Consider the following 14,424-nt stretch of genomic DNA (forward strand, 5'->3'; position numbering starts at 1 on the left):
ATGCGTTAACATGGGCACCATGCCGAAACGCCCTTCCCCAATTCTTCGCCGCCTGCTGCCGCTTTGCGTCGCCGGGCTGTTGTGCATCAGCGGCCTGAGCGCCGCCACCGCTAAGACCACCGTTCACAAGACCAAGGCCGCCCACGCCGCTGCCCAGCCCGCCGAGCCGCGCTCGGGCCTGCCGGGCAGCGTGACGGCCGCGCTCAAGCGCGCGCATGTGCCCGCCTCGGCCACCAGCTTCTACGTGATCAAGGTCGGCGCGCCGGCGCCCCGCGCAAGCTGGAACGCGCAGACGCCGATGAACCCGGCTTCCACCATGAAGCTGGTCACCACCTTCGCCGGGCTCCAGCTGCTTGGCCCCGGCTACCGCTGGCAGACCGCGCTCTACGCCGACAACCAGCCGGGTGCCGACGGCACCGTCAACGGCAATGTCTATCTGCGCGGCTATGGCGACCCCAAGCTGGTGCCCGAAGAAATGGCCAAGCTGGTCAACGCCGCCCGCACCGCGGGCGCCACCACCATCAACGGCGACCTGGTGCTGGACCGCAGCTACTTCGATTCCACCCTCGACAACGGCGCCACCATCGACGGCGAAACCCAGCGCGCCTACAACGTCAGCCCCGACGCGCTGCTCTACGCCTTCAAGACGCTGTCGTTTACCATCACGCCCGACCCGGTCAACCAGTCGGTCGCGGTATCGGTCACGCCCGCGCTGGCGCAGCTCAAGCTCGACAACCGCCTCGCGCTGTCCAACGGCAAATGCGGCAACTGGTCGGCACGCGCCCGCCCCGCCGTCACGCCGCAACCCGACGGCACCGTGCTGGCCTCTTTCGACGGCAGCTACGCCGCCGACTGCGGCGAACACGTGGTCAATATCGCCACGCTCTCGCACAACGAGTTCGCCTGGGGCGGCTTCGTCGCCGAGTGGCAACTGGCCGGCGGCCGTTTCACCCACCAGCCAGCCCTGCGCATGGGCCGCGCCCCGCGCAACGCCTTCCTGCTGGCACGCCACTATGGCCAGCCCCTGTCGGAAATCGTGCGCGACATCAACAAGTTCTCGAACAATGTGATGGCTCGCCAGCTTTACCTGACCATCGGCGCGGAGATGGATCGCGGCGGTCCGGCCAGCACGACGCGCTCGGCCAAGGTGGTGCAGCGCTGGCTGGCGCGCCAGGGGCTGGACATGCCCGGCCTGGTGCTGGACAACGGCTCCGGGCTATCGCGTGAAGAACGGATCAGTGCCTACGATATGTCGCGGCTGCTGCAGCAAGCGCTGGCCAGCGAAGTCGGGCCGGTGCTGATGGATTCGCTGCCGATCCTCGGCGTCGATGGCACGCTGCGCAACCGCCTGACGCGCGCCGGCGCGGCCGGCAATGCCTACATGAAGACAGGAACGTTGAACGATGTCCGGGCGCTTGCCGGCTATGTCGATGCCCTGAACGGCGAGCGGTATGTGGTGGTCAGCTACATCAACCACGCCAACGCAGCACAAGCCCGCGAAGCCCACGACGCCCTGTTGCAATGGGTGTATCAGGGCGCACCCTGAGTGGCGTGATACTGGCAGCCGGTACGGAAGAACGGTGAGATCACGCCCTTGCGAGCGCCCGCCCTCTCCCCCGGCCCCTCTCCCGCAAGCGGGAGAGGGGAGCCAACCACCGGCAAGATCATCCAACTGTGGTAGCCGTGTTTCCCGCCAGTCAGGCGGGAATCACCCCAGCGCGATGCGAAGCGAGCCGTCAAGGTGTGCAGAGGCCGTATGGCGCGCCTTTTTTGCCTACTTTTTTGGCAAGACAAAAAAGTAGGTCGCCGCCCCGCAGGGGCGGTGAAACTGCAGTTGCTTTTGACGTTAGGCAGTTGAAGCTGATTTTGCAGTTGCAGTTGCAGTTGCAGTTGCAGTTGCAGTTGCAGTTGCAGTTGCAGTTGCAGTTGCAGCTGACCCCGCCCCTACCCCCCTTACCCCCCAAACGCAGCAGCAGCCCGCTGCAACCGATCCCGAACCCCATCCCACTCATGCCCAGCCGGCAAGGCCTCAAACACCAGCCGCGCAAACCCATCCCCATCCAGCCTGCGCAACAAGCTATAAAGCGCACGCGCATAACCCTCGGCATCGGCAGGCGCCTGCACCCAAACGCACCGCGGATCAGCAGCAGCCTGAACACCAACCCACGCCACTCGCGCGTCGGCGGGCAAATCGACCAGTTGCGCAGGCAGATCCGCAGCAGAACACAAACCCAACGGCGTATGCGGCGCATAGTGCGCCTTCAGCGTACCTGAGGCGCGCGGCGCCGCGGCATCCGGCGGCAGCGGCGTGACGCCCAGCACCTGCGCCATCATGGCCGGCGTGATCGCGCCGGGGCGCAGCAATACCGGGCCAATGCCCTGCTCCAGCCGCGACAGGTCGACGATGGTCGATTCGATGCCAACCTCAACGCCATCGCCTTCAAGCACGAAGACAGCGTCGCCAAACTCATCGCGCACATGCTGCGCCGTGGTCGGGCTGACCTGGCCAAACTTGTTCGCGGACGGCGCGGCAATGCCGCCGCGGCCACGCTTGAAGCGGCTAAGCAGCGCCTGCGCGACCGGATGCAAGGGACAACGCAGGCCAATGCTGTCCTGGCCACCGGCAACCGCCGCCGGGATATGCGCGGCGCGCTTGAGGATCAGCGTGAGCGGGCCGGGCCAGAAGGCGTCGATCAGCGCTTGCGCGGCCGGCGGCACGTCGTCCACCCAGTAGCTGATATCGCCGCCGTCCACCACGTGGACGATGATCGGGTGATTGGACGGGCGGCCCTTGGCCGCGTAGATACGGGCGACGGCCTCGGGGTTCTCCGCGTCGGCACCGAGGCCATAGACCGTCTCGGTCGGGAAGGCGACCAGCTCGCCGGCCTCCAGCAGTTGGACCGCTTGGTCAAGTTCGGCGGACGTGGGCATGCGCGACATCGGGAATCTCTTGGGTGGCGTTACTACGAAGCTACGAAGCTATCAGGGCGCAATATGCAGCGCTGTCAGGGCCGCGTCGAAGGCGCGCTCGGCGTCAGCTGCCTCGCCGCCCACGCAATTCACGTGGCCCATCTTGCGCGAGGGGCGGGCATCGCTCTTGCCATACAGGTGCAGCTTGGCGCCCGGTTGCGCCACGACTTCGTCCCAGGCCGGCGTGCGCTCCAGGCCGAACTCGAACCACACATCGCCCAGCAGGTTGAGCATCTTGCCGGCCGAATGCTGGCGCGTGCTGCCCAGCGGCAGGCGAGCCATGGCGCGCACCTGCTGCTCGAACTGGCTGGTTTCGCAGGCGTCCATGGTGATGTGGCCGGAGTTGTGCGGGCGCGGCGCCATTTCGTTGGCGACCAGCGAGCCGTCGGTCAGCACGAAGAACTCGATGCACAGCACGCCCACATAGCCCATCTCGGTGGTGATGGTGGCGGCGGCGGCGCGGGCGCGCGCGGCGATCTCGTCGGAGACGCTGGCGGACGGCATCACGGTGGAGAACAGGATACCGTCGCGGTGCACGTTTTCGGCGAGCGGCCAAGTGGCGGTGGTGCCGTCCGCGGCGCGCGCGGCCAGTACCGAGACCTCGTAGGCCAGCGGCAGCATCTGCTCCAGCACGCACGGCACGTGCTGCATCGCGCGCCAGGCGGCGCGCACGTCTTCGCGGGTTTTGACACGGGCCTGCCCCTTGCCGTCGTAGCCCATGCGCGCGGTCTTGAGGATGCCGGGCAGCAGGTGCTCGGGCAACTGGTCGACGTCGGCGTCGTGCTGGATCACCCAGTGCGGCGCGGTGGGCACGCCGGTGCGCTCGGCGCAGGAGGCGAAGAACTTCTTCTCGCCAATGCGGTTCTGCGCGATCGACACGCAATAGCCGCGCGGCGCGACGAAGGCGCCGAGCTGCTCGAGCCGGTCGAGCGAGAGCGAGGGCACGTTCTCGAACTCGGTGGTCACCGCCGGGCATAGCTTGGCCATCTCGGCCAGCGCAGCTTCATCCGTATAGGCCGCGCAGATGTGCTTCTCGGCGATCGTGCCGGCCGGGCTGTCCTGGTCCGGATCGAGCACGCAAACCTTGTAGCCCATTGACTGCGCGGCATGGGTGAACATGCGGCCGAGCTGGCCGCCGCCCAGCATGCCAAGCCAGGCGCCGGGCAGCACCGGCGCGCTGGGATTGTCGATGCCGAACTCGGCACGCGACTCCGGCGTGTGGGCTTCGACCAGGTGGGGATGGATATCGGTGGGCATTGCGCGTCTTTCCGGATTCGGGGCTTAGGGCTAGTCGGTGTGCGTGCGCCTACACCGGCAGCGTCATGGCGCGGGCGGCTTCGGTCTGCTTGGCGCGGAACGCTTCCAGCGCGGCGGCCAGCGCGTCGTCGGTGGTGGCCAGCGTGGCGATGGCGTGCAGCGCGGCATTGGCGGCACCCGCTTCGCCGATGGCGAAGGTGGCAACCGGCACGCCTTTGGGCATCTGCACGATCGACAGCAGCGAGTCTTCGCCGCGCAGGTAGCGAGATGGCACCGGCACGCCGAACACCGGCACGATGGTCTTGGCGGCGATCATGCCGGGCAGGTGCGCAGCGCCGCCGGCACCGGCGATGATGGCGCGCAGGCCGCGCGCGCGCGCGGTGGCGGCGTATTCGAACATGTCGTCGGCCATGCGGTGGGCGGAGACCACGCGTGCCTCGAAAGCCACGCCGAAATCCTTCAGCATGGCGACCGCGTTCTGCATCACGTCCCAGTCGGAACTGCTGCCCATCACAACGCCGACGAGCGGCTTGGCTGTATTGCTCACGTTAAATCCTTAAATATCGTCTGGCGCATATTGATTGCGCCAGCTTTCGCCTTGCGTTTTTTCGCGCCCCTCTCCCCCTGAGGGGAGAGGGAGTCAACACCGTCGTCATTCCGAACGGCATTGGCGCGACTGCCGGCTTCGGCCAGCACCTGCGCCGCCCCAACAATTACTGCAGTTCCTCGCCGGTCAGGCGCGTCAGCGCCTCGCGGTACTTGGCGGCGGTCTTCTCGATCACGTCGGCGGGCAGTGCCGGCGCCGGGGCGGTCTTGGGCCAGGGCTTGCCGTCGATGCGCACGGCTTCCAGCCAGTCGCGCACGAACTGCTTGTCGAATGACGGCGGGTTGGTGCCGACCTGGTACGAATCCGCGGGCCAGAAGCGCGAGGAATCGGCGGTCAGCACTTCGTCCATCAGCGTCAGCGTGCCGTTCTCGTCCAGGCCGAACTCGAACTTGGTGTCGGCGATGATGATGCCGCGGGTGGCGGCGTAGTCGGCCGCTTCCTTGTACAGGCGGATCGAGATGTCGCGCATCTGGCGCGCCAGTTCGGCGCCGATGCGGGCTTCGGTTTCCGCAAAGGAGATGTTCTCGTCGTGCTCGCCCATCTCGGCCTTGGCGGCCGGGGTGAAGATCGGCTCGGGCAGCTTCTGCGCGTTCTGCAGGCCGGCGGGCAGCTCGATGCCGCACACGCTGCCGGTGGCCTGGTAGTCCTTCCAGCCGCTGCCTGCCAGGTAGCCGCGCACCACGGCTTCCACCAGGATCGGCTTGAGGCGCTTGACCACCACGGCACGGCCTTGCACCTGCTCGACCTCGGCCGGGCTCACCACGGTCTCGGCGGCTATGCCGGTTTCGTGGTTCGGCACGATGTGGGCCAGCTTCTTGAACCAGAAGTTGGCCATCTGGTTGAGCACGCGGCCCTTGGCCGGGATCGGCTCGCCCAGGATGACGTCAAAGGCCGACAGGCGGTCGGTGGTGACGATCAGCAGCTTGTCGTCGCCGACAGCGTAGTTGTCGCGGACCTTGCCGTGGCCGAGCAGCGGCAGCGAAGTGATGGAGGACTGATAGAGAGCGTTCGACATGGTGGTTCGGTGGTTCCGATGGGAGGCACTAACAGAATGATTCTGGCGTCGGGCCAGAACAACTGCTTCGCTTCATTTTGTTAGCGCTTTTCAGGCTCCGGCGCCGGGGCCTGAAAAGCGTCGTCCCCGCACCTCTCCTTTTGACGGGATCGGGGCGGGGACGGCACGGGTCCTGCTTACTGCACGACCTGGGCGAGTTCGCCCGACTTGTACTTCTGCGCGACGGCAGCGAGCGAGACCGGCTTGATCTTGGCGGCCTGGCCTTCGCAGCCGAAGGCGACGTAGCGTGCCTTGCAAACCAGCTTGGCGGCTTCGCGGGCCGGCTTCAGGTATTCGCGCGGGTCGAACTTGCTCGGGTTTTCGGCAAAGAAGCGGCGGATCGCGCCGGTCATGGCAAGGCGGATATCGGTATCGATATTGATCTTGCGCACGCCGTACTTGATGGCCTCCTGGATTTCCTCGACCGGCACGCCGTAGGTTTCCTTCATGTCGCCGCCGAACTGGCGGATTTCTTCCAGCAGTTCCTGCGGCACCGACGACGAGCCATGCATCACCAGGTGGGTGTTGGGGATGCGGGCGTGGATTTCCTTGATGCGGTTGATCGCCAGGATGTCGCCGGTGGGCTTGCGGGTGAACTTGTAGGCGCCGTGCGAGGTGCCGATGGCGATCGCCAGGGCGTCCAGCTGGGTGGCCTTGACGAAGTCGGCAGCCTGCTCGGGATCGGTCAGCAGCATGGAGTGGTCCAGCTTGCCTTCGGCGCCGATGCCGTCTTCTTCGCCAGCTTCGCCGGTCTCGAGCGAGCCCAGGCAGCCGAGCTCGCCTTCCACGGTCACGCCGATGGCGTGCGACAGCTGCACCACCTTGCGGGTCACGTCGATGTTGTACTCGTAGTCGGACGGGGTCTTGCCGTCTTCACGCAGCGAGCCGTCCATCATCACCGAGGAGAAGCCCAGGTCGATCGCGGCCTGGCAGATCGCCGGCGACTGGCCGTGATCCTGGTGCATCACCACCGGGATATGCGGGTAGGCTTCCACCGCGGCTTCGATCAGGTGGCGCAGGAAGTGCTCGCCGGCATACTTGCGCGCGCCTGCGGAGGCTTGCATGATCACCGGCGCATTGACTTCGTCGGCGGCCTGCATGATGGCCTGTACCTGTTCCAGGTTGTTCACGTTGAAGGCGGGCAGCGCGTAGCCGTTTTCGGCGGCGTGGTCGAGCAGCTGGCGCATCGATACGAGTGGCATGTCAAACTCCTAAAGAAAGAATGGGGTATCTCGTTTAATCATGTAATCGTTTTGCTCGCGTAGCACACCGTCTCTACGCGATTATTCCGGGAGTGATGCTGAGCGCCCAGGCGCCGGCTGTCTGTCCGGCGCGGCACATATCAGGCACCTACCCGGACAATCTTCAGCGTATTGGTGCCACCTGGCTGGCCCATCGGCTCGCCAATGGTCAGCACGATAAAGTCGCCGCGCTGCACCACGCCTTGCGACAGCAGCAGTTCTTCGGCCTGTTCCAGCGCGGTGTCGCGGTCGGCGCTGGCTTCCAGCGGCAGCGGCACCACATTGCGGTATAGCTGCATCTTGCGCTGCGAGGCCAGGTTGGGCGTCATCGCGTAGATCGGCACATGGATGCGATGCCGGCTCATCCACAGCGCGGTGGCGCCGGAATCGGTCAGCGCGGCAATGGCCTTCACCTGCAAATGATAGGCGGTGAACAGCGCGCCCATGGCGATCGACTGGTCGATGCGGCCAAAGGTCTGGTTCAGGAAATCGGTGTCGAGCTGGACCACCTCGGATTTCTCGGCCTCCACGCATACCAGGGCCACGGTTTCCACCGTCTCCACCGGGTAGCTGCCGGCGGCGGTCTCGGCCGACAGCATCACGGCGTCGGTGCCATCCAGCACGGCGTTGGCCACGTCCGACACCTCGGCGCGCGTGGGCACCGGGTTGACGATCATGCTCTCCATCATCTGGGTGGCGGTGATGGTCAGCTTGTTGGCTTCGCGCGCCAGCCGGATCATGCGCTTTTGCAGCGCCGGCACGGCCGCGTTGCCCACCTCCACGGCGAGGTCGCCGCGGGCCACCATGATGCCGTCGGAGGCTTGCAGGATTTCCTCGAGCACGCCCGGACGGATGGCCTCGGCGCGCTCGATCTTGGCGATCATGCGGGCCTTGTGCTGGTGCGGCTGGCCGGCCACCGCGGCGAGCTGGCGGGCCATTTCCATATCGGTGGCGTTCTTCGGGAAGCTCACCGCGACATAGTCCGCGCCCAACGCCATGGCGGTCTTGATGTCTTCCATGTCCTTGGCGGTCAGCGCCGGCGCCGACAGCCCGCCGCCCTGGCGGTTGATGCCCTTGTTGTTGGACAGCTCGCCGCCGATCTTCACCTTGGTGAAGATCTCGTTGCCGAGCACGCGCTCCACCGCCAGCACGATCAGGCCGTCGTTGAGCAGCAGCAGGTCGCCCGGGCCGACGTCGCGCGGCAGGTCCTCGTAGTCGAGGCCGGCGCGTTCCTGGTTGCCCAGGGTGCAGGTGGCGTCGAGGATAAAGGGCTCGCCCACCTTCAGCGTGATCTTGCCGTTTTCGAACTTGCCGACGCGGATCTTGGGGCCTTGCAGGTCGGCCATGATGGCGACTTCGCGGCCGCAGGCCTTGGCCGCCTCGCGCACCAGGCGGGCGCGCTCGATGTGGTCTTCGGCCTTGCCGTGGGAGAAGTTCAGGCGCACCACGTCGACCCCGGCCGCGATCATGCGCGTCAGGATTTCCAGCGTGCTGGAAGCGGGGCCGATGGTAGCGACGATCTTGGTGGAACGGGTCATGAACTGATTTTCCTTATCGAGGGCCAGCGCCGCCCGGCGGCGCCGGCACGGCTTGCTTCCTGCGCGCCGCGCGGCGCCGGCGCCAGGCCAGCGCGAACCACAGCAGCGGCACACCAACCAGCAGCCACGGCAGCGCGCCGGCGGCCACGCGGATCAGCATGGCCAGGCTGCCGAGGAACAACTCGGCGATATCGCTCACGGCGTCGCGCAGCGGCGACACCTTGCGCCGGCTGACGAACGTCTCGCGCGCGACGAAGTCGATGCGGACCTCATTGCGGTCGGTTTGCGCCGCCAGCATCTTGCGCAGTCCGTTGATCGTGTCCAGCTCACCCTGCACGCGCGCCAGCTCGCGCTCCAGCTCGATCACGTCGCGCAGCGCGCCGCGCGCGTTCTGCAGCATGGCGCGCAGGCGGTCGCGCAGCTCGGTGGTGTTCTTGATGCGGGCTTCGGCATCGATCACCTGGTCGGTCTTGTCCTCGCTCGACACCGCGTTGGACACCACCGTGCCGCCCTGCTCGGCCGCCTTGAGCAGATCCGGCAAGGCTTTCGGCGCGATGCGCGCGCGCAGCTCGCCGTGCGGCAGCGCACCGTCGCGGCTGCGGGTGAAGGCCGCCTCCAGCAACTCGCAGCCGAGCGCCTGGCAGCGTTGCACCACGCTCTTCCAGCCAGTCTCCAGAGCGTCGGCGGCGTTCTCCACCGTCAGCGCGTACTTCAGCGCCAGGTAGCGGCGCTCCGCCTCCTGCTGCTCGCCACCACCACCCCGTGCCAGCTCGCCGGCGGGCATTCCCGCCACCGACGCGGCAGCCTGGGGACGCCCCTCGGGCGCGCCGCCGCCCGGGCGGCCGCATGCGGCCAGGGCCAGCATCATCGAGGCCGCCAGCAGCAACGCCGCCAGCCCACGCTTGCCGGCCATGCCCGCGCCAAACCCACGCAAACCTGTCACCCTCAGCCCGCGGCGCGCTGTTCCAGCACCTCGAACGCGGGCAGCTTCTTGCCCTCCAGGAATTCCAGGAAGGCGCCGCCGCCGGTGGAGATGTAGCCCACCTGGTCAGCGATGCCGTACTTGGCGATGGCCGCCAGCGTGTCGCCGCCACCGGCGATCGAGAACGCCTTGGACTCGGCGATGGCCTGCGCCAGCACCTTGGTGCCATTGCTGAACTGATCGAACTCGAACACACCAACCGGGCCGTTCCACACGATGGTGCCGGCCAGCTTGAGCTGGTCCGCCAGCATCTGCGCGGTCTTGGGGCCGATGTCGAGGATCATGTCGTCGTCGGCCACGTCCTTCGCGTCCTTGACGGTGGCAACAGCGGTGGCACTGAATTCCTTGGCGCACACCACGTCCACGGGGATGGGCACCGAGGCGCCGCGCGCGGCCATGAGGTCGATGATGGTGCGCGCATCGGCCACCAGGTCAGCCTCGGCCAGCGACTTGCCGATCTTCAGGCCGGCAGCCAGCATGAAGGTATTGGCGATGCCGCCGCCGACGATCAGGTTGTCGACCTTGCCGGCCAGCGTCTTGAGGATGGTCAGCTTGGTGGACACCTTGGAGCCGGCGACGATCGCCACCAGCGGACGCGCCGGCTGGCCCAGGGCCTTGCCCAGCGCATCGATCTCGGCGGCCAGCAGCGGGCCGGCGCAGGCGATGGGGGCGTACTTGGCAATGCCGTGGGTGGTGGCTTCGGCGCGGTGCGCGGTGCCGAAGGCATCGTTTACGTAGACGTCGCACAGCTTGGCCATCTTCTGCGCCAGTTCGTCGCTGTTCTTCTTTTCGCCCTTGTTGACGCGGCAGTTTTCCAGCAGCACCACTTCGCCGGGCTTGACCGCGCTGACGTCGCCGTTGCCGTCGACCCAGTTCTGTACGAGCTTGACCGGCTTGCCGAGCAGCTCGGAGAGGCGCGTGGCCACGGGCGCCAGCGAATCCTCGGGCTTGAACTCGCCTTCGGTCGGGCGGCCCAGGTGGGACGTCACCATCACGGCGGCGCCTGCCTGCAGGCAGGCCTCGATGGCAGGCACCGAGGAGCGGATGCGGGTGTCTTCGGTGATTTGACCGGCGTCATCCTGCGGCACGTTCAGGTCGGCGCGGATAAAAACCCGCTTGCCGGCAATTTTGCCTTGGGAGATGAGATCGGAAAGACGCAGGACAGAGGTCATGGCGGTGGCTGGAGAGCGAAAATCGGGGAAAATCGGCATTTTACCTGATCGCAAGGGCCATTTTGCGGGATTGGGCCCCGGATGCACCCGCCGGTGGGTGTACTATTCGCCACATGTAACGGGCGGCGTGCCACATCCTTGCAACGCACCCCCTGAATGGGGGGTGCGACAATCACGCTTGGTCTCGTACGCTGCTGCCAAAGCGCGCACTGTATGCACAAGTTGGTACAAGAAAAGCACGCAAAAACATAGCCAGAGGCCCGCTTCAGACGGGACCCAAGGCACGGGTGCCGGACGCGCTTACGGGAAGCGGCGTCGGCGCCGCACGGCTAACGCCGTTGTCGCGAAGGCAGGGGTAATCATGAACGAAGACATGCACGGGGCAATCCGTGGCTTGTATGAAGGGATTCTTGACGCACAGGCCTGGCAGCAAAGTTTGAACACCCTGAGCAACATCGTAGGCAGCGCGCACGCATCGATGATCGTGCGCGATACCGATCGGGACCTGATGACGGTCAACGAGATGGTGCGCCCGGTGCAGGAGCTGTTCAGCGCTTACGAGAAGGAGTTCCACGAACTCGATCCGGGCAAGCTGTTTGCCCATAACCTCTCCCCCGGGGAGTGGTACATCGATGCGCGCGATTTTGGCGAGGGCTCGATGCAGCGCAGCCCGTTTTACCGCGATTTCTTCCACCGCTTCGACCTGTGCTCCTACGCGGCCTGCCTGGTCGAGCGAAAGCCCCACTACGAGGTGTATTTCGCGCTGCAGCGCTCGTTCTCCCAAGGCAATTTCACGCCGGCGGACGTCAGCGCGCTGGACTGGGCGCTGCCCCACATGCGCAGCGCCATGGCCATGCGCGACCGCACCCTCGGGCTGTCGAGGCTGGCGCAGTTGTCAGCGCAGATCCTGGAGCGCCTGTCGTTCGGCGTGATTGCCTTCTCGCCCGAGCGGCGCGTATTGCTGAGCAACGGCATCGGCGAGCGCTGGGTGCGGCGGCTGGACCCCGCCGGCAAGTCCGGCGAGTGGCAGTTGTCGCGCTCGCTGGCCGACCTGGTGAGCACTGCCTGCGCGCCGCACAGCACGGTGCCTGCGCGTGCGGCCATCGCCCGCCATGCCAGCGGCGCCTGCGCGCAGCTGATCGTGCTGCCGCTGCCGCCGTCCCACGTCTTTGCGCTGCCCTGGCAGCAACCCGCCGCGCTGGTGGTGATCCATGAAGACGCGCAGACGCCGGCGCAACTCCCGCAGTTGCTGCGCGAAGTCTATGGCCTGACGCCCGCCGAGATCCGCCTGGCCAGCCTGTTGGCTACCGGCATGGGCCTGCCCGAAGCGAGCGAGCGCCTGAGCGTTCGGCACGAAACCGCGCGCAGCCAGCTCAAGGCGGTATTCCTCAAGACCGGCGCCAGCACGCAGGCCCGCCTGACGCGGCTGCTGACCCAGCTGGGCACGGCACTTGGGCCCGGGCCCGAGGGGCAAGACGGCCCCGGCGACACTGCCTAACCGCATCGCGCCGCCGGGGCCCGGCGAACGCCGGGCCCCGGCTCAGCCGAGCAGCCGCAGGCCGGTATAGACCGCCATGCCCGCCACGATCATGCCCACCATGCGGCGCGTCGCCAGGTAGAACACCAGCGCCACCGCGCCGGCCACCAGCTTGTAGTTGCTGGGTGCCAGCGTGAAATGCCCGTGCCAGGTCATCAGGTCGGGCAAGATGATGGCCGCCAGCGCCGCCGCCGGCGCGTAGCGCAGCGCGCGCTGGATGCGGTCCGGCACCGTCACGCGCTCGCCCGCCATCAGGAACAGCGCACGGGTGACGATGGTCACCAGCGCCATGCCGACCAGCGCGATCCAGATCTCGAGATGGCTCATGCCCGGTCCTCCGCAGCCGGGGAGGCTGCCTGAGAGGCTGCCTGCGCGGGCGCATGCTCCGCCTTGCGGCGGCGGATGCCGTGCAAGGTCGCGCGGGCCGCGAGCTCGTCGCTGGCCATGCCGGCGGCGATCGCCCCCACCACCGCCGCCACCAGGCCGAGGCGGTAAGGCAGCTCGAAGCACAGCAGCGCCAGCGTCGCAGCCACCGCCACCGCCAGCAGCGTGGAACGCGAGCGGATGGTCGTGACCATCACCGGAATCAGCGCCAGCGTGCCGGCCAGCCCAAGGCCCCAGCTATCCGGGAACGCGCTGGCCAGCACGATGCCGATGATCGACGAGACCTGCCACATGGTGAAATTGGTCAGCGCCATGCCCCAGAAGTACCCTTCCTTGCCCGGCTCATGGCCCGGCGTGGCATAGCGCTGCATGAAGTAGACGAAATGCAGGTCGCCGTTGAACGACCCCAGCAGCGTGCGGCGCCACAGCGGCAGGTAGCTGAAATGCGGCTGCAGCCCCGCGCTGAAGATCACGAAGCGCAGGTTGACGATGGCGGCGGTCAGCCACACCGTCCACAACGGCAGGCCCGCCGCAAACAGCGGCAGCACGGACAACTGGGCCGAGCCCGCATAGACCAGCAACGACATGCCGATCGCCTCGGGCACGTTCATCACCGACTTGCTCATGGCCACGCCGGTCACCAGCCCCCAGGAGAACACGGCAGGCAGGGACGGCGCAAAATACCGCGCCCCCTCGATAAAGCCGGCCCGCTCGGCCGGGGCAAAACGATGCCAGGGACGCAGCAGTACCTGGGGCGGTCGGAATGTCATAACTGAAGATAGGGGGGATGGCTGCCGCCGCGGGCGGGAAAGCCCTTAGGGGGAATTGGGCATTATAGGGGGAGTGGGAGGGGGTGGTAAGTGGTTGCTTAACAGTTGTTGGGCGTTGTGGCGGGGGGGTGGTTTGCTGGATCTGTTGCTGCTCTTTGTTGCGGCGTTGGATTTTGCACCCAAAAGCCATACGACATCCCCCTGCGGGGGCTGCCGGTCACTCTTCTTTGCGCGGCAAAGAAGACTAACGAGAAGAAAGCCGCCCTGCCGGGAGCAGAGCAATAAGGCTGTTCGATGGGGGTGGTTGCGTCGTACGGCCCTGAGTGTTGGCTGGCGTGTCCTACCGGCTTGGAGGTCATCGCAACTGCATGACCCATGGGTTTCGTCGTGCAGCCCCCGACCTCGTTTGCGGTGAGCGTTCGGCCATCTGCCGTTCGCGGCGCGAGGGGCTGCGCCGTTTCGGGGGTGGTTGGTTTCGTGGTTTTGTCTCGGAGGGCAAGCGCGGTGATGTTCGAGCGTGAACCTCGCGGACCGGGCCACAGTGCCCACCACGAAACCGGGGGAGTTGATAGCAAGGTGCCGCTCGCGCCGGTACGGCAGGGCATCAAATGGCCGGGCGCCCGCCGCCAGAGACAAAACCGCGAAACCAGCAAGGCAGGCAGCATCGCGGCCAGACGCACCGCGAACGGCAGGTGGTCGAACGCTCACCGCGCAAAGCGATCAGGGGCACCACCACGTGACCATTGGGTCATGCAGTTACGATGCCCTTTGAGCCGGTAAGGCACGCCAGCCAACACTCAGGGCCGTACGACGCAACCACCGGCCCCACATAAGACTTATTGCTCTGCCCCCGGCAGGGCGGCTTTCTTTTCGTTAGTTTTCTTTGAGGGTGAGGACAAATTCAGGCATTGG

At 66.7% G+C, this 14,424-nt stretch carries 12 protein-coding genes; 2 read left to right on the forward strand and 10 right to left on the reverse strand.

Features of this window, described 5'->3' with window-relative positions; translation table 11 throughout:
* Positions 1-10 precede the first annotated feature (10 nt).
* On the forward strand, positions 11-1,546 hold the full coding sequence (gene dacB, locus ACGLHR_RS36350; RefSeq protein WP_400100034.1) for a D-alanyl-D-alanine carboxypeptidase/D-alanyl-D-alanine-endopeptidase: 1,536 nt from the start codon (positions 11-13) through the stop codon (positions 1,544-1,546).
* A 407-nt stretch (positions 1,547-1,953) separates the two neighbouring features.
* Here dacB and ACGLHR_RS36355 read toward each other — a convergent pair whose 3' ends face one another.
* From ACGLHR_RS36355 to ACGLHR_RS36390, 8 genes are all read right to left on the reverse strand, one after another.
* The gene (locus ACGLHR_RS36355; RefSeq protein ID WP_400100036.1) at positions 1,954-2,940 is read right to left on the reverse strand and encodes an L-threonylcarbamoyladenylate synthase; all 987 of its coding nucleotides are present in this window, start codon (positions 2,938-2,940) and stop codon (positions 1,954-1,956) included.
* A gap of 42 nt (positions 2,941-2,982) precedes the next feature.
* Positions 2,983-4,227 (reverse strand): 5-(carboxyamino)imidazole ribonucleotide synthase, encoded by a 1,245-nt coding sequence (locus ACGLHR_RS36360; RefSeq protein WP_400100037.1) that lies wholly within the window; start codon positions 4,225-4,227, stop codon positions 2,983-2,985.
* A gap of 49 nt (positions 4,228-4,276) precedes the next feature.
* Positions 4,277-4,774: a 5-(carboxyamino)imidazole ribonucleotide mutase gene (gene purE / locus ACGLHR_RS36365; protein ID WP_267605615.1), complete on the reverse strand. Its 498-nt coding sequence runs from the start codon at positions 4,772-4,774 to the stop codon at positions 4,277-4,279.
* Between the two features lie 166 nt (positions 4,775-4,940).
* Positions 4,941-5,849 carry a phosphoribosylaminoimidazolesuccinocarboxamide synthase gene (locus ACGLHR_RS36370; RefSeq protein WP_400100039.1) on the reverse strand — a complete coding sequence of 303 codons (909 nt, stop codon included), beginning with the start codon at positions 5,847-5,849 and terminating at the stop codon, positions 4,941-4,943.
* 176 nt (positions 5,850-6,025) lie between these two features.
* Entirely contained in the window at positions 6,026-7,090 is a 1,065-nt protein-coding gene (gene fba / locus ACGLHR_RS36375) for a class II fructose-bisphosphate aldolase (protein WP_267605613.1), read from the reverse strand.
* A gap of 140 nt (positions 7,091-7,230) precedes the next feature.
* Complete coding sequence (gene pyk, locus ACGLHR_RS36380) at positions 7,231-8,667, reverse strand: pyruvate kinase (RefSeq protein WP_267605612.1); 1,437 nt, start codon at positions 8,665-8,667, stop codon at positions 7,231-7,233.
* Positions 8,668-8,680: 13 nt separating this feature from the next.
* On the reverse strand, positions 8,681-9,580 hold the full coding sequence (locus tag ACGLHR_RS36385) for a DUF4349 domain-containing protein (RefSeq protein WP_400100042.1): 900 nt from the start codon (positions 9,578-9,580) through the stop codon (positions 8,681-8,683).
* 32 nt (positions 9,581-9,612) lie between these two features.
* Complete coding sequence (locus ACGLHR_RS36390) at positions 9,613-10,821, reverse strand: phosphoglycerate kinase (protein ID WP_400100044.1); 1,209 nt, start codon at positions 10,819-10,821, stop codon at positions 9,613-9,615.
* A gap of 361 nt (positions 10,822-11,182) precedes the next feature.
* Here ACGLHR_RS36390 and ACGLHR_RS36395 point away from each other — a divergent pair, with 361 nt between their 5' ends.
* Positions 11,183-12,319: a helix-turn-helix transcriptional regulator gene (locus tag ACGLHR_RS36395; protein ID WP_400100046.1), complete on the forward strand. Its 1,137-nt coding sequence runs from the start codon at positions 11,183-11,185 to the stop codon at positions 12,317-12,319.
* Positions 12,320-12,361: 42 nt separating this feature from the next.
* Here the strand turns inward: ACGLHR_RS36395 and ACGLHR_RS36400 are convergent, their stop codons facing one another.
* Positions 12,362-12,685 (reverse strand): AzlD domain-containing protein, encoded by a 324-nt coding sequence (locus tag ACGLHR_RS36400; protein WP_267605609.1) that lies wholly within the window; start codon positions 12,683-12,685, stop codon positions 12,362-12,364.
* Positions 12,682-13,512, reverse strand: coding sequence for an AzlC family ABC transporter permease (locus tag ACGLHR_RS36405; RefSeq protein WP_400100048.1), 831 nt, complete (start codon positions 13,510-13,512; stop codon positions 12,682-12,684). The genes ACGLHR_RS36400 and ACGLHR_RS36405 overlap by 4 nt, the downstream gene beginning before the upstream one ends.
* Positions 13,513-14,424 lie beyond the last annotated feature (912 nt).

Origin of the sequence: Cupriavidus sp. CuC1, assembly GCF_044627735.1 — a bacterium.
In the GTDB taxonomy this organism is placed as follows: domain Bacteria; phylum Pseudomonadota; class Gammaproteobacteria; order Burkholderiales; family Burkholderiaceae; genus Cupriavidus; species Cupriavidus ulmosensis.

Excerpts from the sequence above, each read along its gene's own strand:
- ACGLHR_RS36360 (WP_400100037.1), bottom strand. The coding sequence starts at position 4,227 with ATGCCCACCGATATCCATCCCCACCTGGTCGAAGCCCACACGCCGGAG.
- ACGLHR_RS36395 (WP_400100046.1), top strand. The coding sequence starts at position 11,183 with ATGAACGAAGACATGCACGGGGCAATCCGTGGCTTGTATGAAGGGATT.
- fba (WP_267605613.1), bottom strand. The coding sequence starts at position 7,090 with ATGCCACTCGTATCGATGCGCCAGCTGCTCGACCACGCCGCCGAAAAC.
- ACGLHR_RS36355 (WP_400100036.1), bottom strand. The coding sequence starts at position 2,940 with ATGTCGCGCATGCCCACGTCCGCCGAACTTGACCAAGCGGTCCAACTG.
- ACGLHR_RS36405 (WP_400100048.1), bottom strand. The coding sequence starts at position 13,512 with ATGACATTCCGACCGCCCCAGGTACTGCTGCGTCCCTGGCATCGTTTT.
- ACGLHR_RS36390 (WP_400100044.1), bottom strand. The coding sequence starts at position 10,821 with ATGACCTCTGTCCTGCGTCTTTCCGATCTCATCTCCCAAGGCAAAATT.
- ACGLHR_RS36370 (WP_400100039.1), bottom strand. The coding sequence starts at position 5,849 with ATGTCGAACGCTCTCTATCAGTCCTCCATCACTTCGCTGCCGCTGCTC.
- pyk (WP_267605612.1), bottom strand. The coding sequence starts at position 8,667 with ATGACCCGTTCCACCAAGATCGTCGCTACCATCGGCCCCGCTTCCAGC.
- ACGLHR_RS36385 (WP_400100042.1), bottom strand. The coding sequence starts at position 9,580 with ATGGCCGGCAAGCGTGGGCTGGCGGCGTTGCTGCTGGCGGCCTCGATG.
- ACGLHR_RS36400 (WP_267605609.1), bottom strand. The coding sequence starts at position 12,685 with ATGAGCCATCTCGAGATCTGGATCGCGCTGGTCGGCATGGCGCTGGTG.
- dacB (WP_400100034.1), top strand. The coding sequence starts at position 11 with ATGGGCACCATGCCGAAACGCCCTTCCCCAATTCTTCGCCGCCTGCTG.